A 21,327-nucleotide genomic window follows, 5' to 3' on the forward strand; every position below is an offset into this window, starting at 1 on the left:
TTGTTTCTTGACAATTCAAGTATATATAAATCGGTGAATCTGTGTTTTTTTCATGCTTGTAATTGTGTAAAAACCCCAACAAATATTATAGAACCTTTAAAACAATCAAAACTATAATCCATATAAAAAACCCCTCAGAAATATTTCCGAGGGGATTTTCCTATTAATAGATTTAGTTAAATTTGACCATATGGTATTTTTTCTTACCACGACGTACAATGCTAAATGCATCTTCCAGACGATCTTTTTCATCCACTGTGTACGCAAGGTCTGTTACCTTTTCACCGTTTACACTGATTGCTCCATTTGTAACATCTTCGCGAGCTTGACGTTTAGAAGATGAGATTTTCGCCTCAACTAGTAAATCCACAATGTTTTTACTTTCTTTCGCCATTTCAATAGAAGGAACATCTTTAAAAGCATCTTTCATTTCTTCTGCTGAAAGTGCCTTTAAATCCCCAGAGAATAATGCTGCTGTAATACGGATTGCTTGGTCTAATGCTTCTTGACCATGGATTAAGCGTGTCATTTCTTCTGCAAGTGCTTTTTGTGCTTTACGTAAATGTGGCTCTTCCTCTACAGATACAGCCAACGCTTCAATTTCTTCACGCGTTAAGAATGTGAAGATTTTTAAATATTTTATAACGTCTGCATCCGCTGCGTTAATCCAGAATTGGTAGAATTCATACGGAGATGTTTTCTTACCATCTAACCACACTGCTCCACCAGCTGTTTTACCGAATTTAGTGCCATCTGCTTTTGTAACTAATGGAATCGTAATACCAAATGCTTTAGTTTCATCTTCATGTGTTTTTCGAATTACTTCAAGACCCGTAGTAATATTACCCCATTGATCAGATCCACCTACTTGAATACGGCAATTGTAGTGGTTGTATAAGTGATTGTAGTCAATTCCTTGAATTAACGTATATGCAAATTCAGTAAATGAAATACCTGTATCCAAACGTGACGCAATTGTATCTTTTGCTAGCATGTAATTAACGTTAATCAATTTTCCATAATCACGTAAAAATTCAATTGTGTTTATGCCACCAATCCAGTCGCGGTTATTTACTAATTGTGCACCGTTTCCTTCTTCAGCAAATTCAAAAATACGCTCTAATTGTCCACGTATCCCTTGGACGTTTTTATCGATTTGTTCTACTGTTTGTAATTGACGCTCTTCAGAACGACCAGATGGATCCCCGATCATTCCTGTTGCTCCACCTACAAGTAAAATTGGACGATGCCCTGCTTTTTGGAAACGACGAAGCGTTAAAAGTGGCACGATATGACCAATATGCATAGAATCTGCAGTTGGGTCAACACCACAGTATAAAGAAACTGATTGTTCCTCTAATAATTTTTCCATACCTTCAGCATCCGTTTGTTGGTATAGAAGGCCACGCCATTCTAAATCTTGTAATAATTCGCTTGTCATCTTAATTCCTCCTAGAAATGTTTGTTGCTTGTTACGTGTAAGGACATCCGCTGGAGGCAATATCTTCATTTTAATGGGTGTTTAGATAGCCACTGATGAAAATAAAAAAGTCCCTACACGCAACAAGTTGCATGCAGGGACGTTAAAGTTCACTTAACGCGGTACCACCCGGCTTGAAGATGTCATCCATCTTCCTCTTCATTGACCGCCTTTATCGCAGGCGCGCACGTCTAAGCTCCAAGTACGTAATTCGTCTCTACATTATGACTAGCTTTCACCAACCGCTAGCTCTCTAAACAGGGAATATAGAAACTACTTCAAACTTTTCAACACTAGAAAACTATAAACATTATTTTAAACGAATCTTTCTCAAAGTCAATATCTATGTTCTAGACAAATCAAAATATGCTATAATAGACCATGATTTTAGGAGGTCGATTACGTGAAAGATTGGATTGAAAAGATCAACGCAAAGATCGATAAGCTACTCGAACAAAAATGGATGAAAACTTTACGTTTTTCAGGCAGTGTGACCTGGAACTTACTTTTACTATTTTTAATCTTTGTACTTGTTGGTGTAGTTTTTGTTGGCTCTGTAGGCGCAGGTTATTTCGCCTCACTTGTAAAAGATGAGCCACTTCGCTCGAAAGATGAGTTGCGTGAACTCATTTTCAATTATGAGGAAACGAGTGAAATTTACTTTGCCAATGATATTTATATTGGGAAATTACGAACAGATTTAGATCGTCGTGAAACCTCACTAAGCGCAGTTTCACCAGATGTAATTAATGCTGTACTAGCAACTGAAGATGAATATTTCCGTGAACACAATGGGATTGTGCCAAAAGCGGTGTTCCGTGGTCTATTACAAGATGTCACAAACTCTTCAACACAAACAGGTGGATCAACACTGACACAACAGCTAATTAAAAACCAAGTGTTAACAAATGAAGTATCCTACGAGCGAAAAGCGAAAGAACTGTTGCTCGCAATGCGCTTAGAGCACTTCATGACAAAAGAAGAAATTTTAGAAGCCTATCTCAATATTATCCCTTATGGCCGTAATGCATCAGGACGTAATATTGCAGGGATTGAAACTGCAGCAGAGGGCATTTTCGGAGTGAAGGCGAAGGATTTAACACTTCCGCAAGCTGCCTATATCGCTGGTATTCCCCAAGCACCTTATGCATATACACCGTTTACAAATACAGGTGTTTTAAAAAGTGAGAAAGCACTACAACCCGGGATTGACCGTATGAAGACGGTTCTATATCGAATGAAAGAAGCTGGGTATATTGATGATCAGCAGTACAATGTTGCATTAGAATATGATATAACAGCTGATTTCCGTGCACCTGAATTACGTCCAGAAGACAAATATCCATGGTTAACATATGAACTGGAAGGTCGCGCGAAACAGATCATTGCTGAAATTTTAGCAGAAAAAGATGGAATCGATCCTGAGCGCTTAAAGACCGAAGAAAAGCTCAAGGAAAAATATATGATTTTAGCAGACCGCGATGTGCGCTCAAAAGGCTATCGTATTTACTCAACTATTAATAAAGATATGTACGATGCCATGCGCAAAACAGCGGATAATTTTAAATACTACGGTCATACGTATACAAGTAAAGGAAAAGACCCTGTGACTGGCGAAGAGATTAATATAGAAATGCCTGTTCAAGTTGGTAGTATTTTAATTGAAAACAGCACAGGTAGAATTTTAAGCTTCCTTGGCGGTCGTGACTTCAAAACTGAAGAATTAAACCATGCGACACAAGCTTACCGTGCAAATGGTTCAACAATGAAGCCTTTACTCGTTTATGCACCGGCAATTGAATACGGTGTAATTGGTGCAGGTAGCCCATTAGTAGACGTTAAATTTAATTGGAATGGTTGGAAGCCAAACAACTATATCGCTAGTGAAGAGCGCGGACTAATTCCAGCACGTGAGGCATTAGCAAGCTCACAAAACATATCGACAGGGCGTTTATATCATCAAATTATTAACAAACGACCTGCAGAGTATTTAGCACAAATGGGCTTTTCGAAGTTACATGCTGAAGACTATGAAAACCCTTCTGCAAGTATTGGGGGATTAAAAATCGGGACGTCTGTTGAAGAAAATACAAATGCATTTGCTACATTCGCAAATGGTGGACAGTTTATTGATGCTTATATGATTGAGAAAATAGTAGACCTTGATGGTAATACAATTTATCAACATGAAGTAGAGCCTGTCCAAGTATTTAGTCCTGAAACATCGTATATCATTACAGATATGATGCGTGATGTTTTAAAATCAGGAACAGGGACAGAAGCCAATAGAACTTTAAAATTCTCTTCTGATTTTGCTGCGAAAACAGGGACAACTGATAATTATAAAGACGTTTGGCTAGTCGGCTATAACCCAAATGTTTCACTTGGTGTATGGATGGGCTATGACAAACAGCGTTCACTTTACACATTCAATAATACGTACCTACAACCAAGTACACGTGTTAATAAACTATGGGGTACATTAATGAATGCTATGTATGATGTAGATAAAGAATTGATTGATGCTAAAACAATCTTTAAAAAACCGAAAAATGTTGTCACTGCATCATTCTGTGGTATATCTGGCCTAGCTCCTTCTGCAGCATGCCAGAGTGCTGGTCTTGTACGATCAGATTTATTTAATGCGAACGTATTTTTACCATCCAAACCTGACGATAGCCTAGGTGGATCATCTAGTGTCGTCACAATCCAAGGTAAAACGTACAATGCACATCCAAATACGCCTAAGGAATTTGTAAAAACAGGTGGTTCAGGTCTTAACCAAGCCTTTATCAAACGCATGCTCGGTCCACTTGGTGGTAATCCAACAAGTTTACTACCTAAAAATTCGTCACTATCCCAGTCGTCAGTCGCAGCGGCTGATTTCCCTGCTGATGGAAATGCGCCTGTTGCAGTAAGCGCAACTCTTAATGGAAATACACTATCTTGGACAAGTTCTTCTAATGATGTTGTTGGCTATCGCATTTATAACGTCGCAAACGGAAGTAACACACTAATCAATTCCGTACTTGAATCGACGCACAGTGTTTCAGTGCCAAGTGGTGGATCTTATGTTGTAGTCGCTGTAGATATTACCGGTTTATCATCTGCACAATCTAATGTTGTATCGAATGGTGGAGACACAGAGACTGACGATGAACAAGTCGAAACTCCAGTACCACCGACTGATGGTAGCGGCAATGGTGATGGCTCAAACGAAGAAAATGGATCTAATAACGGAAACTCGAATGGATCTAATAATGGCAATTCAAACGGGTCAAATAATGGGAATGGAAATAACAATTCCGGTGACAATGGCTCCAATGGAGAAAATAATAACGGAGGTAGTGTAATTCCACCTCCACCTCCTACCGATGTACCCACCGAATAATTAATAAGTCATTCTCGCGCAATACGCAACCGACAAGCTTTCAGCAATCACTTTAGGATTGTGGGAAGCTTGTTTTTTTGTCATGATAGAAAAAACAACAAGTGTTAAGGGTGGGGAGAAATATGAAAATTTTAATAATCGGTGGTACACGTTTTTTCGGAAAAAAACTCGTAGAGCTATGCATTGAAAATGGGCATGAAGTGACGATTTTAACACGGGGTCTACGCACTAACCCTTTTGACAATCGACTACAGCATCTTATTGTTGACCGCAACGACACACAGGCCTTTGCCCAAGTATTAAACGGTCTCACTTGGGATATTGTCTATGATAATATTTGCTATTCCTCAAATGAAGCCCGTGATCTTGTAGAAATTTTACGAGGTAAAACAAAAAAACTAGTTTTCACCTCAACCCTCGCTACGTATGAGGCAGATGGTGTTGTTAAAACAGAAACTAATTTCGATCCATATTCGTATGAAATTCGTATGGGTAACAGAGAGGATTTCACTTATGGTGAAGGTAAAAAACAAGCTGAAGCTGTCTTGTTTAAACAAGCAACGTTCCCTGTAGTTGCTGTGCGTTTCCCTATTGTCGTCGGTGAGCATGACTACACACGCCGTTTACACTTCCACATTGAAAAGATATTGAATGAAGAGCCCATTTCATTACCGAATGTTGATGCTAAAATGAGCTTTATTACAGAAAATGAAGCTGCTGCATTTTTATATTTTTCTGGTGTTTCTAATATTGAAGGTCCCTTTAATGCAACAGCAACAGGCACTATCTCTTTAAAGGGTTTACTTGGATTAATTGAAGAAGCCAGTGGCAAACTTGCGAAGGTGGCACTTATCGGTGGGGATGACAAAACTCGTTCACCATATGGTATTCCTGCAGATTGGTATATGGCCACAACTAAAGCAGAAAAAGCAGGTTTTACGTTTAGCCAATTACATGATTGGCTACCTAGTTTGGTGCAAACACTAGTGAAACAAGTCCAAAACGAAGCGTAATTAAAAGAGTTCATCTCGGCTTTCATAGACGGATGAACTCTTTTTTAGAAACATGCCTTTTATAGTAAAATTGTTTTCAAAATAGCAACAGCTTCGTCAATTTCTGTTTTTGTCACAGTAAGCGGTGGTAGCAAACGAATAACATTCGGCCCTGCACCTACTAATAACAAGCCCTTCTCTTCTGCGGCTGCAATATAAGCAGCAACTTCTGTTTCTCCACAGCCGACACCAAGTAGTAATCCCTGCCCTTGTACTGTATAAGTAGCTGGTAAATTCGCTTTTAGCTGCTCAACAAAATATGTTGATAACTCTTCGACATTTTGTAAAAATGCTGATTCAAAAACATAATTTAGGACAGCTTCAGCTACACTCATTGCAAGTGGATTGCCACCGAAAGTTGTACCATGTGTACCCGGGCTAAATGTATCGTAAAACTCAGCTGTACCAAGCATTGCACCTACTGGAAATCCACCACCCAAGCCTTTCGCTAATGTCACGATATTTGGCTTTAGAATAGTTTGTTCATATGCATAACGAGTACCTGTACGAGCAATACCCGTTTGCACTTCATCAATAATTAGTAAAATTCCATTATCTTCACAAATAGTAGCAATTGCTTGTGCAAATTCAGGAGTAACAGAATTGACGCCACCTTCACCTTGAATCATTTCAAGCATGATCGCTGCTACTGAATCATCAATAACTGCTTCAAGTGCTGCTACATCATTGAATGGCAGTATCGTAAATTTATCAACTAGTGGACCAAAGCCATTATGAATCTTGCCCTGTCCAGTTGCAGACATTGCCCCAAATGTACGACCATGGAAGGACTTTTCAAAAGTAATGATATGATTTTTCCCTGTATGTTTACGTACTAATTTGATGGCCGCTTCATTCGCTTCAGCCCCACTATTACAGAAAAACGCATGAGAGAAATGTGTATCTGCCACTAACTTCTCTGCAACCTTCTCTTGCCCAGGAATATCAAATAAATTCGAAATATGCCAAAGCTTCTCACTTTGTTCCTGCAAAGCTTTCACAATTACTGGATGCGCATGTCCAAGACTGACAACTGCAATCCCACTCGTAAAATCTAAATATTTTTTCCCCGAAGAATCCTCTACAATTGTTCCTTGCCCTTTGACAATTTGTGCACGGCGTTTCCCATAGTTTCCGAATAATGTACTCATCTCACTAGCTCCTCACTTAAAATTGTCGTACCCACTAGCGTATCTCCGACAATTTGTACTGATGGGATACCCGCATTTAAGCAATCCATTGCCCCTTGTACCTTCGGAATCATCCCACCGTAGATATGCTCTTCCTTAATCCACCTTTCAATTAAGGAAGGTGTTACTTCTGTTTGATATTCATCATTAATACGAATACCTTTAACATCTGTTACAAGTAATAAGCTATCTGCACCAATAGCAAGTGCAATTTCACTTGCCACAGTGTCGCCATTAATATTTAAAGCCTGACCATCTGTACTCGCACCAACACAAGCGATGACAGGGACAAGGCCAGCACTAATCATTTTTTCTAATAACGATGTATTAACCGCCTTTACTTCCCCGACAAAACCGTAAACATCTTTATCTAAAAAGTTAGCTTCAATTAACTGTCCATCAAAGCCATTTAAGCCAACTACAGCAATACCAGCTGTTGTTAATTCGTGTACTAGTGCTGGATTAACCTTACCGATTAATGTCGACTGTACAATATCGATAGCCGCTTCACTCGTAACACGAATACCATTTAACGCATGTGACTCCACTTGACGAGCAGCAAGCTCACGATTAATCGCTGGCCCACCACCATGTGTAATTATGAGCTCCACACCTTCATCTTGCAGCTTTTTAAAGTTCACAAAAAACTCTTCATTTAAGCCTTCTAGCGTACTGCCGCCCAGCTTAATGACCATACGCTTACGAGCGGTATGATGCGTTGATTTGAACGTAGTCATAAGTTAAGTCACATCCCCAAGCGTGTCCGTGGCCTTCCCCAACACCAAGTGACACGTAGATTTTTACTTCGTGCATTTTTAAAATCTGGATTAATTCATCTTCAGAGAATTTAATTGGCTCGCCGTTTTCAACCATTGTCGCGCCCCCGATTTTAATCGTAATTTTGTCTGGGTCAACTGTTGCACCACTATAGCCAACTGCGCAAATAATACGGCCCCAGTTTGCGTCACAACCAAAGACTGCTGTTTTTACAAGAGGTGAACCTACTACAGTTTTTGCTATTTTAAGAGCTTCTTCATCTGAAATAGCCCCGTCTACTTCTACCTCAATAAGTTTAGTTGCACCTTCTCCATCTTTCGCAATCATTTTTGCTAAGTCCTGTGCAACTGTTTTTAATGTGTAGTAAAAGTTCTTCCAATCTGGATGTACTGGCGTTAATGGTTCATTGCCAGCTAAGCCGTTTGCCATCACAACGACAGTATCATTAGTAGATGTATCGCCATCTACTGTAATAGCGTTAAACGTTAAGTTCGTAATCTCAGATAATGCCGCTTGTAATACGTCTGATTCGATATTTGCATCTGTTGTGATGAAGCCAAGCATTGTTGCCATATTTGGCTCAATCATACCTGATCCTTTCGCTACACCTGCCATCACGACCTCTTTGCCATCAATGATTGTACTGTAACTAGTATTTTTCATCACAGTATCAGTTGTCATAATTGCCTGTGCAAAATCGATTGCACTTTCTAGGCTATCTAATGGCTCTAATTGAGCAATTCCGCTTGAAACTGGTGCCATATTAATAATTTCTCCGATGACACCCGTAGAACAAACACCTACTAAATTAGCATCAATACCCAGTTTTTCGGCTGTTAAAAATTGCATCATCTGAGCATCCTTCACGCCTTGTTTCCCGGTACATGCATTAGCATTTCCAGAGTTTACGATCATCGCCTGCATTTTTTTCGTCGTATAGACAACTTCTTTTGTCACTTTTAATGGTGCTGCCTGTACAGCATTTGTTGTGAAAACCCCTGCTACACTCGCTGGTACATCACTCACTAATACAGCTAAATCTTTCTTCTTATGCTTTAAACCACAATGCATGCCTGCTGCTTTAAAGCCTTTAGGTGAAACAATATTTTTGCTTGATAATTTTTTCATAACATTCGTCGATGCTGTTAGTGTCATAATAAAACTCCTCCTTGGGTTATATGAAATAAGAGAAGCACACAGCAATCTGCGGCGTGCTTACCAATTTTTAGATGAAAAACGGTACGACATCCAGCCCTGTCGTTTGTGGTAAATCAAATTGAACGTTCATATTTTGAATCGCTTGACCCGCAGCTCCCTTAACTAAATTGTCAATGACGCTGACAATCGTCGCACGATTTGTACGGCTATCCACTTTGACAAAAATGTCACAGTAGTTCGAACCTTTTACGCGATTTGTAGCAAGACCATTTGCATCTGTCACGATTCTCACAAATGGATGATCTTCATACTTCGCTTGTAAACAAGCAACTAATTGTGCCTCTGTAACCCCTGGCATAACCGGTGCATAAGCTGTCGATAAGATGCCACGCGTCATCGGTACTAAATGTGTATTAAAGGAAATCGTTGTATCGATTCCTGCAAACATAGAAATTGCTTGCTCAATTTCTGGAATATGTTGATGTGTGTTCGTTTTATAAATTGAAAAGTTATCGTTTGCCTCACTGTAATGCGTTGCTTGTGATGGCTTATTCCCCGCGCCAGAAATACCGCTTTTCGCATCGACCACTAAAAAACGTGGATCAATTAATCTTTCTTTTAATAATGGTAACAATGAAAGCAATACAGCCGTTGGATAACAACCGGGATTTGCAATTAATGGTGCATGTTTTACGTTTTCTGCATTCCATTCTGTTAAGCCATAGACACTTTTCGCAATCGCCTCAGCTGGTGCTGCTTCTTTTCCGTACCACTGTTCGTAGCTTGCGAGGTCCTTTAGCCGAAAATCCCCTGACAAATCAATTAGCCTTGGCCCTTTTCCTACAAGTGGTGGGAGCAGTTTACTTGTCACACCTGATGGGGTACTAGTAAAAACAACATCAAACTTCTCTAGTGCTTCATAATCGATTTTTTGTAGCGGTGTATCCGCAATATTGATTAGGTGCCCAAACTTAGAAGAAAACACAACACCTTCTTCTGAAGATGTAAATAAATCAATTTGCTCCACCGCTTTATGATTATGTAAAAAACGAATTAACTCTAACCCGCCGTATCCTGTTGCGCCAACAATTCCTACTTTCATTGCACTCACCTCAAAGTAATAAGTTCAAATTCGTCTCACCACCAATAGAAGTGAGAAAGTTCTGCCGAATTAAGATAAAAATAGTATACGTCTGCATAATTATTAAGTCAACCGTATTTTTATTTATTTTCTTAATAATCTATTAAAAACACAATAATTCACAGCAATAAAAACGCATTGCACCGACATTTCATATAAAATCGAAAAATAAGGTAGAAACCCTTTCGTTAAACGAATGAATTCCTACCTTATTTTTATGCATCTTTTGTATAAAAAATTAATCTTCCATTGTTGAAAGGTCACCTGTTGGTAAATTTAGTTCCCACGCTTTTAACACACGGCGCATTATTTTACCACTTCTTGTTTTTGGCAACTTATCTTTAAATTCGATTTCACGAGGTGCAGCATGTGCAGATAAACCTTTTTTCACGAAATTACGAATATCTTCGATTAGCGCATCAGACGGCTCAACACCCTCACGTAATGACACAAAGGCTTTAATAATCTCACCACGAACAGGGTCAGGCTTACCAATTACACCGGCTTCAATTACATCTGGATGCTCTAGTAATTTACTCTCAACCTCGAACGGGCCAACACGTTCACCAGCCGTCATAATTACATCATCCACACGACCTTGGAACCAGAAGTACCCTTCATCATCCATATACGCTGAGTCTCCAGATACATACCATTCCCCTTTTAAGAAATACGATTCATATCGATCTGGATTCCCCCAGATTTGACGCATCATAGAAGGCCAGCCTCGACGTGCAGCTAAGTTCCCCATTGTAAATGGTGGTACTTCATTTCCTGCATCGTCAACAATTGTTGCATATACACCAGGTAATGGCTTACCCATGGAACCTGGCTTGATGTCCATACTTGGATAGTTACAAATCATATGTGCACCTGTTTCAGTCATCCACCATGTATCATGGATACGATGTCCAAGTTCCTCAAAGCCCCAACGAATTACTTCAGGGTTTAAAGGTTCGCCTACAGATAATACGTGACGTAGTGAAGAAAGATCATAGTTTTCTAAAATACCACTTCCTGCCCCCATTAACATACGGAATGCAGTTGGTGCACTATACCAAACCGTTACACTATAGTCTTCAATTGCTTTATACCAAGCTTGTGGTGAGAAACGTCCACCGACGATTAACATAGTAACACCGTTTAACCATGGACCAAAGATACCGTAAGATGTACCAGTTACCCAACCTGGGTCTGCTGTACACCAGTAAATATCATCATCACGTAAATCAAGTACCCATTGTGTAGATTGATATTGTTGTAACATCGCATTATGCACATGTAGAACACCCTTTGGTGCACCAGTTGAACCTGAAGTATAATGAAGAATCATACCATCTTCACGATCTACCCATTCAATTTCGAACTCCGGCGATGCTGCTTGTAAACATTTATTAAAATCTATAATTTGCTCTGACTCTTCAATGTCATCCCCTACAAGGAAAACTCTTTGCAAATTCGGTAATTTATCTAGTGGCACACGACCAATTAACTCTGGTGTTGTTACCAATACTTTCGCATTACTATCAGCTAAACGGTCATATACAGCGCCTTCCATAAATGCTTCAAATAGAGGACCTACAATAACGCCCATTTTTAATGCACCTAATAAAGAGAAGTAAAGCTCAGGTGAACGTGGCATGAAAATAAACATGCGGTCACCTTTTTCTAAATCTGTTAAAGATTTTAAAACGTTAGCCACTTTATTTGTCATTTTTTTCATTTCATTGAAAGTATAAGACTCTTTACGTTTGCCATCATTATAGTAAAGCGCAACTTTATTTTTACGGTATGTCTCAGTATGTCGGTCAATCGCCTCATATGCCATATTCACATTACCTGTCTCATACCAACTAAATGCTTTCTCTGTCTCCGCCCAATCATGAGTTGCAGCTGCATCCTCATAATTTGGTAAATTGTATTGCTCTGGTAAAGCTCTTAATCTCTCCATTGTTTTCATCCCCATGAAACTACCCCTTTCTTTACATTCGCCCTAACATTTGAGTAAACAGATTTTCATTCGCCCTTAATAGGACGTAATCCCCAATAGACCTGTTTCTTCAGTTAAAAGCATTCACGTTATCCAACAAGTGTTATAGAACAGTAAAAACAATACGAATCAGGTGTTTACTGAATAAATCTATAAAATCTGTTAAATAACAGATACAATATAAATCTATTTTACACGAATCTCCACAGAATGTCTCAATGTTTTTATTTTTCTAACAATTTAGTTATATTTCGTAAAATCAAGCGTATTTTCGCATAAAATCCGTTATAATGGAATTATAAAAGTCAGGTGGTGTATATATGGAACATAAAAAAACTTTTTTTTCTGTTACAAAGGAAACAAAGCATGGTACTGTGTATGTTGAAGGACCTGTTTCTCCAGAAAAATTAGCTGAGTATTCATTCCATGAGGACTTAGTTGCATTTAGGCCCCCAAAACAACAACATCAAGCCATCATTGAAATCGCTAGTCTTCCAGAAGGACGTATAATCATTATTCGAAATGGCCATATCGTCGTCGGCTATGTCACTTATCTATATCCAGATCCTTTAGAACGGTGGTCAGAAGATCCTATCGAAAATATGATTGAACTTGGTGCTATTGAAGTGATCCCAGCCTATCGGGGTACAGGAGCTGGAAAGGCACTTCTAGCCGTTTCATTTATGGGCGACGAAATGGAAGATTATCTAGTACTTACGACAGAATATTATTGGCATTGGGATTTGAAGGGAACAGGCTTAAATGTATGGGACTATCGTAAAATGATGGAACGTATGATGAGCTCTGCTGGCTTCGTGTATTTTGCAACAGATGACCCAGAAATCACATCTCATCCTGCAAACTGTCTAATGGCGCGTGAAGGGAAACGTGTACCGCCTGAAACAATGGAACGATTCGATAGGCTACGCTTTAGAAGCCGGTTCATGTATTAAAACCAATACAAAGGGGAAGAGTCTATGATCGTTGAAGAGATTATGAATCACGAGCCATACACATTGGCTCCATCAAACACTGTACGTGAAGCACTTAAAATGATGCGTGAGAAAAAAGTACGTCATTTACCAGTCGTAGATGAGGAATATCATGTTCTGGGCGTTATCACTGAACGAGATATTAAAGAAGCATTACCTTCTTCATTACAGGAGGAGCCAAACTCACCTGTTTTTGAGGCAACAGTCGATGAAGTGATGGTGAAAAATCCACTCATTGGACATCCTCTTGATTTTGTAGAGGAAGTAGCACTTACTTTTTATGAATCTAAAGTAGGCTGTTTACCTATTGTATCTGCCGGAAAATTAGTTGGTATCGTGACAACAACAGACTTGCTATATACATACATCGAGCTAACTGGTGCTACCGAACCCGGCTCTAAAATCGAAATTCGTGTAACTGATACACCAGGAGTTTTATTTGAAATTACAAAAATTTTCACTGATCACCATGCAAATGTTCAAAGCGTCCTAGTTTATCCAGATTCTGAAAATACTCAAAATAAAATTTTGAGTGTCCGTGTTCGAACGTTAAACCCACTGGCTATGATTGAAGATCTGCGTAAAGCAGGTTTCGATGTATTATGGCCAAATTTACCAGGCGTTCCGCTATGACGAAAAAATCCGTTTTTATCTATTCACCAGAGCAACTCGGATACAAATTTTCAGATTCACATCCTTTTAATCATAAACGTTTGACGCTAACAATGGACTTATTAAAAAATATCGGTGCATTAGATGATATTGATATCGTACCAGCACGAGTGGCAACAGATGAAGAACTACTGCTTGCTCACGACCCCAAATATATCGAAATCGTCAAGAAAGCTGGACACGGTGAGATCACAGAAGCACAAGGTGAAAGCTACGGCATTGGAACAGAGGATACACCTATCTTTGAGAATATGCATGAAGCAAGTGCACAGCTAGTTGGTGGTACGTTAACAGCTGTCGATTATGTAATGGAAGGTAAAGCTGAACATGCACTTAATCTTGGTGGTGGTCTTCATCACGGCTTTCGTGGGCGGGCTTCTGGCTTCTGCATATACAATGATAGTAATGTAGCAATTCGCTACTTGCAGGAAAAATATAATGCGCGTGTGCTATACGTTGATACGGATGCTCATCATGGGGATGGTGTACAATGGAGTTTTTATGACGACCCTAATGTGTGCACATTGTCTATTCATGAAACAGGGCGTTACTTATTCCCTGGAACAGGAAATATTACAGAACGAGGAAATGGGCAAGGCTATGGTACCTCGTTTAATTTTCCAATTGATGCTTTCACAGAGGATGAAAGTTTCCTAGATATATATGAAAAATCAATGCGTGAAGTTTTCGAGTTTTTCAAACCAGATGTCGTACTAACACAAAACGGTGCCGATGCACATTACTTTGATCCGCTAACGCACTTATATGGAACAATGAACCTCTATAAAGAAATACCGAAACTCGCTCATAAGCTTGCTCATGAGTACTGTGGTGGTAAATGGATTGCTGTTGGTGGCGGTGGCTATGATATTTGGCGCGTTGTACCGCGTGCTTGGTCTATGTTGTGGCTCGAAATGACAGATCAAACTATCCCTACAGGACCTCTACCACAAGCGTGGTTAGATCGCTGGCAACCGGAATCTCCAGTACCATTTATTCCAACATGGGAAGATCCTAATCCTCTCTATGAGCCTATTCCTCGTAAAGCTGAAATTGAGGAAAAAAATGCTCAAATGCTCGGTAAAGCGCTACATATTATTCGCAATGAAAAACGAGCATAAACGCAGAGGCTGTCCTAAAAGAAAAAATAATATGCTGAGGCTAGCTGTTTTTTTGATATACAGGTGAAAATCCGCGTAGACTCCTGCGAGAATAGCACAAGAAGTAAGGCGCGACAAACCGCGCGGAGCGAGGGGTGCGACTTGCGCTGTGCCCGCGGAAAGCGAAGCGGATTTTTATCATATAGAAAGAGATTATTTCTGCTTAACGAGACTTATTGGACATCCTCTTTTTATGTCCAATAAGTTTAAAATTATATATCACAAAAAAACACGTTACTCACAAATTAGAGTCACGTGTTTTTTGTTTATTTACTCTTTACAGATTGTCGTTGTTCAATACGATACGGTAAAATTACAGCTTCTTCCTCGACCGCTTCTTTATTCATTAGCTTTGTCAGTAGTCTCATCGCTACAGCACCAATATCATATAGCGGTAACACGACACTCGTAAGTTCTGGTCGTACCATACGTGCTAGTTTCGAATTTTCAAAACTAATTACCTCAATCTCTTCTGGAACTTTTTTACCCACATCTTGCGCGCCGTGAATAAGACCAATAGCTAGCTCATCACTTCCGGCAAAAAATGCTGTAGGCGGATTTTCTAATAATGATAGAGTCTCCCACGCTTCTAATCCTGAATCATAGCTAGATTCTTCACCTACAATCAAAGATTCATCTAAAGTTAGTCCAGCATCATGTATTGCTTTTTTATAAGCCTCTAGTTTAAATTTACCATTAATTGTGTATGTCAGTGGTCCTGTCACAAAGCCAATTCGTGTATGACCATTTTTTATGAGTAACGTAACTGCTTCATACGCTGCCTCGAAATAATCAATATTAACTGTCGCAATTGTTTTAGATTCATCAACCGAACCTGCTAACACAATCGGTACAGGTGAATGTTTCATTGATTGTTGCAATTTATCTGTTACTTCATCACTCATCATGACAATACCATCTACTTGTTTACCAAGCATTGTATCTAGAAGTTGTAACTCTTTATCTTCATTTTGGTCTGAATTGGCTAAAATGATATTGTAGCGATACATCGTCGCAATATCTTCCACACCACGTGCCAACTCCGCGTAAACATTATTTGCAATATCGGGAATGATCACGCCAACTGTCGTTGTTTTCTTACTTGCAAGCCCTCGCGCTACTGCGTTTGGACGGTATTCTAATCGTTCAATTACTTCTAATACTTTTTTTCTCGTTGCCGGCTTTACATTTTGATTGCCATTGACTACACGAGAGACTGTTGCCATTGAAACATTCGCTTCTCGTGCAACATCATAAATTGTAACAGTCATCGTACGCACCTCCCTTTTTTCCTTATATAGACTTATCATACGATAATAATAAACTTACTTTCAATAATAAGTACGTATAGATGTTGAATTTCCGCGCATCCTTAGCCTTATTCTTGACATCTTTTTGACACTTAACACAAAATGGAGCACTATTTTACTTTTACCTTATAAAATTGAGAATTTTATAAAGCCATCTTTGCTATATCTAGTGTTTAATAATTACCGTTTTTATCTAAATATATAGAAGAACCGCCTACCAATTGGCAAGCGGTTCAAAATTATTAAGCGTGAATCTCATGGTTTTTCATGAATTTTTGTAATGTGTCGTAGAATACATCGAATGTTGGGATATCCATTTGTTGTTGTGAATCTGAAAGTGCTACAGACGGATCTGGATGCACTTCAGCCATTACACCGTCAGCACCAATCGCAATCGCTGCTTTCGCACATGGAAGTAGTAAATCACGACGACCAGTAGAGTGCGTAACATCTACGAATACTGGTAAATGTGTTTCTTGTTTTAAAATTGGTACAGCTGAAATATCTAGTGTATTACGTGTCGCTTTTTCGTACGTACGAATACCGCGTTCACAAAGGATAATATTTTCATTACCTTTAGACATGATGTACTCTGCCGCATGAATGAACTCATCAATCGTTGCTGCCAAACCACGTTTTAATAGAACTGGTTTGTTCGTAGCACCTGCCGCTTTTAATAATTCGAAGTTTTGCATATTACGAGCACCGATTTGAATAACATCAATATAATCTAGTGCTTCTTCTAAATGACCTGGTGTTACGATTTCAGTAATAACACCTAAACCGAATTCATCAGATACACGTTTTAAAATTTTTAGACCTTCTAAACCAAGACCTTGGAAGTCATATGGAGAAGTACGCGGTTTGTATGCTCCACCACGAATTAATTTTTCGCCTTTAGCTTTAATTGATGCTGCTACGGCTGCAACTTGCTCGTAAGATTCAACTGCACATGGACCGAATACGAAAGATGGCTTTCCTTGGCCAATTAGTTCGCCATTGATGTTAATGACAGTATCTTCTGATTTTTTCTTACGTGATACAAGTAATTCTTTCTTTTTATCCGCCTCTAATTGTTTTAGTGCTGTTTTGAAGATTTGTTTAAAAATATAATCAACCGTCATTTGGTTTAACGGACCATTGTTATGTTCTTTAATAAGGTCAAGCATGTGACGCTCTCGCATCGGATCATAGCGATTTACACCTTGTTTTTCTTTAATCTTACCGATTTCATCTACAACTGCTGCACGCTCGTTAATTAGACGTAGAATTTCTAAGTTCAATCCGTCAATTTGACTACGTAAGCTTTCTAAATCTTTTTGGCTCATACTTCTTGCTCCTCTCCCCTATGACAGACACTTTCAGAACTCTGAAATGTATGTTACATTTTTAGATATTAGCATTATTATAATCAATGTTGTTCAGAATGTCACGCATTTTTAATTTAGCGCTTCAACTCGCTAAATTAGTTTAAGTTATATCGAGAAAGGAAGCGATTACATTGGGTTCAAAATTATTTGCGCTTGATATCGGTACACGCTCTGTTGTCGGCATTATTTTAGAGGAAAATCAAGACCATTTCCATGTCCAAGATATTTTAGTAAAAGAGCATAAAGAGCGAGCAATGGTAGATGGTCAAATACATAATGTATTATATGTAGCAGACTTAATTAAAGGAATAAAACATGAACTTGAAGAAAAACATGGACCTTTAACAAAGGTAAGTGTTGCAGCAGCAGGCCGTTCTTTAAAAACCGAACAAGCTAGTGTGACAGTTAATATCCGAAATCGACCGATTTTCACTGAAGAAGATATTAGCCGGTTAGAACTACAAGCTGTCCAACAGGCACAGCAGCAATTATTGCAACAAAAAGAAGATGCCAAAACGAGCCACTATTACTGTGTGGGTTATTCTGTCCTATATTACCGATTAGATGGTGAAGAAATTGGTAGCTTACTCGATCAACAGGGTGACGAAGCACAAATTGAGGTTATTGCAACGTTTTTACCACGTGTCGTCGTAGAATCATTGATTGCAGCATTGAAACGTGCTGATTTAGAAATGGAAGCTTTAACATTAGAACCAATTGCCGCGATTAATGTACTTATTCCTCCTACAATGCGCCGCCTCAATGTTGCATTAGTGGATATTGGAGCAGGAACGTCGGATATCGCTATTACCGATAAAAGTACAATTGTAGCTTATGGTATGGTGCCAACAGCAGGCGATGAAATTACTGAAGCGCTAAGTGATCACTATTTACTCGACTTCCCTGTAGCAGAAACTGCAAAGCGTCAACTTCAAACAAATGAGGAAATTTTAATTCAGGATATTTTAGGCTTCGACCAATACTTCCCGAAAGCTGAAGTACTTGAAGCAATTGAACCTGCTGTGAAGCAGCTTGCGAAAGCGATTGGTGAGGAAATATTACGTTTAAATAATCAACAACCACCAAAAGCAGTGATGCTTGTCGGTGGAGGTAGTTTAACACCTGAGCTGAATGAAAAGCTTAGTGAGGTACTAAATTTGCCAGCGAATCGTATTGCAGTTCGTGGCGTTGACGCCATTCAAAACTTAACAAGAGAAGAGCATATAAAACCTTCTCCAGAGCTGGTCACACCAATCGGTATCGCTATTGCTGCCAAAAAGATGCCCATTCAATATATGAGCTTAACTGTCAATGACCAAGTCGTACGTCTATTTGAGCTAAAAGAAATGACAGTTGGTGATGCTTTCTTAGCTGCCAATATTAGAGCTAAACAATTGTATGGCAAGCCTGGGCACGGTTTATCTGTCAGTGTGAATGGTCAAGATATTTTCATACCAGGTGGACATGGCCAACCCGCACAAATTTTAGTAAATGGGCAACCAGCTTCAACGAAATCAGTTATTCAATCGGGTGCCACTATTCAATTAATAGAAGGCCAAGATGGACAAACTGCAACAGCGACTGTAAGAGATTTAATAGATGGTGCAGCTGTAAAAAAAGTGACACTCCAAAATACAATGTATGTTGTCGAACCAAAGATTGTCTTAAATGGTGAACCAGCTTCACTTGATACGGCACTGAAGGATCGTGACGCGATTTTATTTGAAGCGGCTGAAACAATTGAAGATATTTTTAAATTGACTAATAATATGGATTTACTGAAGAAACTCGAATCTTATTTTATTCACGTTGATGGCAAACCGTTATATTTACCAGAGTTTTCTGCGTCGCTTTCTATTAATGGAAAGCCTTGCAAACTTCAATATCCAGTACAAGATGGTGATATCTTATCTTTCCAACAAGCTACTTTTCCATCAGTTCAAATGATTGCTAACCACATGAATATCCTGCTTGAAGATAAAATTATCGTACACTTCCAAAACGAAATTTTAGAGCTAGCGAAAATGGCGAATGAAATCTTGATTAATCAAGTGGTCATGTCACCATTATCTACAGTACCAAACGGAGCAACAGTATCTGTTAAAGAAAAAGATCAAAGTCGTTGGATTTACCAAGATGTTTTCCGATTCTCTAATTGGCAACTACCTACAACGTTTAAAGGAAATTTCACAATTTTGCGTAATAACCAGCCAGCTAGCTTTGACACAGAAATATTTGGCGGAGATAAATTAGAAATTATATTAGTAGAATCACCAATTTCGATTTAGCGCTACTCGAAAAAGTCCATTAAAAAGGGATGTGGTACGTCTTTTACGACATACCGCATCCCTTTTCTATTACATTATCAAGCACGAACTTCCTCGGCTTTTTCTTCTACTACTTCTTCTTCACTGTCTGCGATTGCCTCGATGATATCATCTAGAGGCTCTTCACCTTCTGAAGACACTGTACCATCATCAAAAACAGCTGGTGTCTTTGGTGATTTTAATGTTTTTACTTTCTCTACTAATTGAGTAGATTGCTCTTGAATTTGCTTTGATAGTTGTAGTGTTTTATCTTTTGCCGTTGAAGACAAGTCTGCACTCTTATCTTTTAAGTTAACAGCTTGAACAGCTACGTCACTTCGTAATTCTTTTCCTGGTTTCGGTGCTAATAATAAGCCTGCAGCAGCCCCTACAATTCCTCCAACTAATGCGCCAATGACAAAATCTTTCATGTTCACATGCTCCTCTTCATATATCGCTTCTTGCGGACTGTAAAGCTGTGGTAATGAACTTTCAAATTGTTGTTCTTTCACTTCATTAAAATTTGGTTTTTGTGATGTCATGCTACAATTCCTCCCCATTCTCAAATTCGTCTTGGCATATTTGTCGCTAACGTTTCGGTTTCGCGCAGATTAACAAGGTGTCTGAAATGTTGACTTGTACTAGCACACTTCAACACCTCAGACACAAACCAAAGACATTTATTTTAATGAGCTAACTTTCTATCGTCAGCTCATTAAAGTTAAAAATTACTTTTTACGCCCCCATCTTCTCTTCTCTGTTACTGGAGTCGCTGTATCGCAAGCATTCAAGTCATCTTCCACGGCTTCAAGAGCACGCTCGATTACTTTGCGCTGCTTCCACTTATCTGCAATTCCCATCGCAACATTGCTCCATTGTACAACTTGAGCTATTTTATCTTCATTTTGCTCAACACTCGACGAGATCGATGTAGTAATGCGTTGGACAGATGTATTTAGACCATTTACAGAATCGCCAATCCCTTTGACTGCTTGTACAACCGTATTTAGCTGTTCAGATTTCCCTTGAATATCCTCAGCTAAGCTATTCGTTTTTGTCAATAAGGTAGTCGTTTCACGTGTAATCCCTTCCATTTGACCTTCAATCCCAGCCAATGTGCTGGCTAAGCTATTTAGAATCGATTTGAGTGAGAATAACGTCATACCGATGCTAATACAAAGTACTAAAAATCCAATTGCGGCAATAATCGCAGCAATGTATAAAATTAACTCCATAAATAGTCCTCCTACTAGTAAGTATTCACATTACTATTACTTATTACTTTCGACAAAAGACACTGAATCCCTTCTTAACTTTGAGAAAAAACAGCTTAGCCCT

The 21,327-nt window shown here is 39.0% G+C and carries 16 protein-coding genes and 1 other annotated feature; of the genes, 6 read left to right on the forward strand and 10 right to left on the reverse strand.

What is annotated here, in order from left to right; genetic code table 11:
• Positions 1–172: 172 nt before the first annotated feature.
• Complete coding sequence (tyrS, locus tag ACIQZG_RS22820) at positions 173–1,441, reverse strand: tyrosine--tRNA ligase (RefSeq protein WP_402758185.1); 1,269 nt, start codon at positions 1,439–1,441, stop codon at positions 173–175.
• A gap of 132 nt (positions 1,442–1,573) precedes the next feature.
• Positions 1,574–1,780 (reverse strand) — a binding site (T-box leader).
• A gap of 103 nt (positions 1,781–1,883) precedes the next feature.
• On the opposite strand from tyrS, the gene ACIQZG_RS22825 reads away from it, so the two are divergent.
• Both ACIQZG_RS22825 and ACIQZG_RS22830 read left to right on the forward strand, forming a co-directional pair.
• Positions 1,884–4,871: a transglycosylase domain-containing protein gene (locus ACIQZG_RS22825; RefSeq protein WP_402758187.1), complete on the forward strand. Its 2,988-nt coding sequence runs from the start codon at positions 1,884–1,886 to the stop codon at positions 4,869–4,871.
• Between the two features lie 122 nt (positions 4,872–4,993).
• Positions 4,994–5,884 (forward strand): NAD-dependent epimerase/dehydratase family protein, encoded by an 891-nt coding sequence (locus tag ACIQZG_RS22830; RefSeq protein ID WP_402758189.1) that lies wholly within the window; start codon positions 4,994–4,996, stop codon positions 5,882–5,884.
• 59 nt (positions 5,885–5,943) lie between these two features.
• Here ACIQZG_RS22830 and ACIQZG_RS22835 read toward each other — a convergent pair whose 3' ends face one another.
• From ACIQZG_RS22835 to acsA, 5 genes are all read right to left on the reverse strand, one after another.
• Positions 5,944–7,074 carry an acetylornithine transaminase gene (locus ACIQZG_RS22835; RefSeq protein WP_402758190.1) on the reverse strand — a complete coding sequence of 377 codons (1,131 nt, stop codon included), beginning with the start codon at positions 7,072–7,074 and terminating at the stop codon, positions 5,944–5,946.
• Positions 7,071–7,850: an acetylglutamate kinase gene (gene argB / locus ACIQZG_RS22840; RefSeq protein ID WP_402758192.1), complete on the reverse strand. Its 780-nt coding sequence runs from the start codon at positions 7,848–7,850 to the stop codon at positions 7,071–7,073. The genes ACIQZG_RS22835 and argB overlap by 4 nt, the downstream gene beginning before the upstream one ends.
• A complete protein-coding gene (gene argJ, locus ACIQZG_RS22845; RefSeq protein WP_402758194.1) occupies positions 7,813–9,045 on the reverse strand; it encodes a bifunctional glutamate N-acetyltransferase/amino-acid acetyltransferase ArgJ in 1,233 nt (410 codons plus the stop codon). The genes argB and argJ overlap by 38 nt, the downstream gene beginning before the upstream one ends.
• Before the next feature lie 70 nt (positions 9,046–9,115).
• Positions 9,116–10,150 carry an N-acetyl-gamma-glutamyl-phosphate reductase gene (gene argC, locus ACIQZG_RS22850; RefSeq protein ID WP_402758196.1) on the reverse strand — a complete coding sequence of 345 codons (1,035 nt, stop codon included), beginning with the start codon at positions 10,148–10,150 and terminating at the stop codon, positions 9,116–9,118.
• A 277-nt stretch (positions 10,151–10,427) separates the two neighbouring features.
• The gene (acsA, locus tag ACIQZG_RS22855; protein WP_402758198.1) at positions 10,428–12,155 is read right to left on the reverse strand and encodes an acetate--CoA ligase; all 1,728 of its coding nucleotides are present in this window, start codon (positions 12,153–12,155) and stop codon (positions 10,428–10,430) included.
• A 344-nt stretch (positions 12,156–12,499) separates the two neighbouring features.
• Between acsA and ACIQZG_RS22860 the strand changes: the two genes are divergently transcribed.
• The 3 genes from ACIQZG_RS22860 to ACIQZG_RS22870 are packed head-to-tail and all read left to right on the forward strand — an operon-like array spanning position 12,500 to position 14,964.
• A complete protein-coding gene (locus tag ACIQZG_RS22860; RefSeq protein ID WP_402758200.1) occupies positions 12,500–13,132 on the forward strand; it encodes a GNAT family N-acetyltransferase in 633 nt (210 codons plus the stop codon).
• Between the two features lie 24 nt (positions 13,133–13,156).
• Positions 13,157–13,804: an acetoin utilization AcuB family protein gene (locus tag ACIQZG_RS22865; protein WP_402758202.1), complete on the forward strand. Its 648-nt coding sequence runs from the start codon at positions 13,157–13,159 to the stop codon at positions 13,802–13,804.
• A complete protein-coding gene (locus ACIQZG_RS22870; protein WP_402758204.1) occupies positions 13,801–14,964 on the forward strand; it encodes an acetoin utilization protein AcuC in 1,164 nt (387 codons plus the stop codon). Before ACIQZG_RS22865 ends, ACIQZG_RS22870 begins: the two co-directional genes overlap by 4 nt.
• A 305-nt stretch (positions 14,965–15,269) precedes the next feature.
• Here ACIQZG_RS22870 and ccpA read toward each other — a convergent pair whose 3' ends face one another.
• Together ccpA and ACIQZG_RS22880 are read right to left on the reverse strand one after the other, a co-directional pair.
• Positions 15,270–16,274, reverse strand: coding sequence for a catabolite control protein A (gene ccpA, locus ACIQZG_RS22875; protein WP_402758206.1), 1,005 nt, complete (start codon positions 16,272–16,274; stop codon positions 15,270–15,272).
• 281 nt (positions 16,275–16,555) lie between these two features.
• Positions 16,556–17,641, reverse strand: a complete 1,086-nt coding sequence (locus tag ACIQZG_RS22880; protein WP_402758208.1) for a bifunctional 3-deoxy-7-phosphoheptulonate synthase/chorismate mutase — start codon at positions 17,639–17,641, stop codon at positions 16,556–16,558.
• A gap of 173 nt (positions 17,642–17,814) precedes the next feature.
• Here ACIQZG_RS22880 and ACIQZG_RS22885 point away from each other — a divergent pair, with 173 nt between their 5' ends.
• Positions 17,815–19,971 carry a cell division protein FtsA gene (locus tag ACIQZG_RS22885; protein ID WP_402758210.1) on the forward strand — a complete coding sequence of 719 codons (2,157 nt, stop codon included), beginning with the start codon at positions 17,815–17,817 and terminating at the stop codon, positions 19,969–19,971.
• Between the two features lie 77 nt (positions 19,972–20,048).
• Here ACIQZG_RS22885 and ACIQZG_RS22890 read toward each other — a convergent pair whose 3' ends face one another.
• Together ACIQZG_RS22890 and ACIQZG_RS22895 are read right to left on the reverse strand one after the other, a co-directional pair.
• Positions 20,049–20,531 carry a YtxH domain-containing protein gene (locus ACIQZG_RS22890; RefSeq protein WP_402758212.1) on the reverse strand — a complete coding sequence of 161 codons (483 nt, stop codon included), beginning with the start codon at positions 20,529–20,531 and terminating at the stop codon, positions 20,049–20,051.
• Between the two features lie 186 nt (positions 20,532–20,717).
• Entirely contained in the window at positions 20,718–21,224 is a 507-nt protein-coding gene (locus tag ACIQZG_RS22895) for a DUF948 domain-containing protein (protein ID WP_402758214.1), read from the reverse strand.
• Positions 21,225–21,327: the final 103 nt, after the last annotated feature.

It is taken from the genome of Lysinibacillus sp. NPDC096418 (assembly GCF_044762775.1).
GTDB lineage: Bacteria > Bacillota > Bacilli > Bacillales_A > Planococcaceae > Lysinibacillus.

Bases quoted from the DNA above. Each gene is read 5' to 3' on its own strand.
- tyrS (WP_402758185.1), bottom strand. From the start codon at position 1,441: ATGACAAGCGAATTATTACAAGATTTAGAATGGCGTGGCCTTCTATAC.
- ACIQZG_RS22830 (WP_402758189.1), top strand. From the start codon at position 4,994: ATGAAAATTTTAATAATCGGTGGTACACGTTTTTTCGGAAAAAAACTC.
- ACIQZG_RS22835 (WP_402758190.1), bottom strand. From the start codon at position 7,074: ATGAGTACATTATTCGGAAACTATGGGAAACGCCGTGCACAAATTGTC.
- argB (WP_402758192.1), bottom strand. From the start codon at position 7,850: ATGACTACGTTCAAATCAACGCATCATACCGCTCGTAAGCGTATGGTC.
- argJ (WP_402758194.1), bottom strand. From the start codon at position 9,045: ATGACACTAACAGCATCGACGAATGTTATGAAAAAATTATCAAGCAAA.
- argC (WP_402758196.1), bottom strand. From the start codon at position 10,150: ATGAAAGTAGGAATTGTTGGCGCAACAGGATACGGCGGGTTAGAGTTA.
- acsA (WP_402758198.1), bottom strand. From the start codon at position 12,155: ATGGGGATGAAAACAATGGAGAGATTAAGAGCTTTACCAGAGCAATAC.
- ACIQZG_RS22860 (WP_402758200.1), top strand. From the start codon at position 12,500: ATGGAACATAAAAAAACTTTTTTTTCTGTTACAAAGGAAACAAAGCAT.
- ACIQZG_RS22865 (WP_402758202.1), top strand. From the start codon at position 13,157: ATGATCGTTGAAGAGATTATGAATCACGAGCCATACACATTGGCTCCA.
- ACIQZG_RS22870 (WP_402758204.1), top strand. From the start codon at position 13,801: ATGACGAAAAAATCCGTTTTTATCTATTCACCAGAGCAACTCGGATAC.
- ccpA (WP_402758206.1), bottom strand. From the start codon at position 16,274: ATGACTGTTACAATTTATGATGTTGCACGAGAAGCGAATGTTTCAATG.
- ACIQZG_RS22880 (WP_402758208.1), bottom strand. From the start codon at position 17,641: ATGAGCCAAAAAGATTTAGAAAGCTTACGTAGTCAAATTGACGGATTG.
- ACIQZG_RS22890 (WP_402758212.1), bottom strand. From the start codon at position 20,531: ATGACATCACAAAAACCAAATTTTAATGAAGTGAAAGAACAACAATTT.
- ACIQZG_RS22895 (WP_402758214.1), bottom strand. From the start codon at position 21,224: ATGGAGTTAATTTTATACATTGCTGCGATTATTGCCGCAATTGGATTT.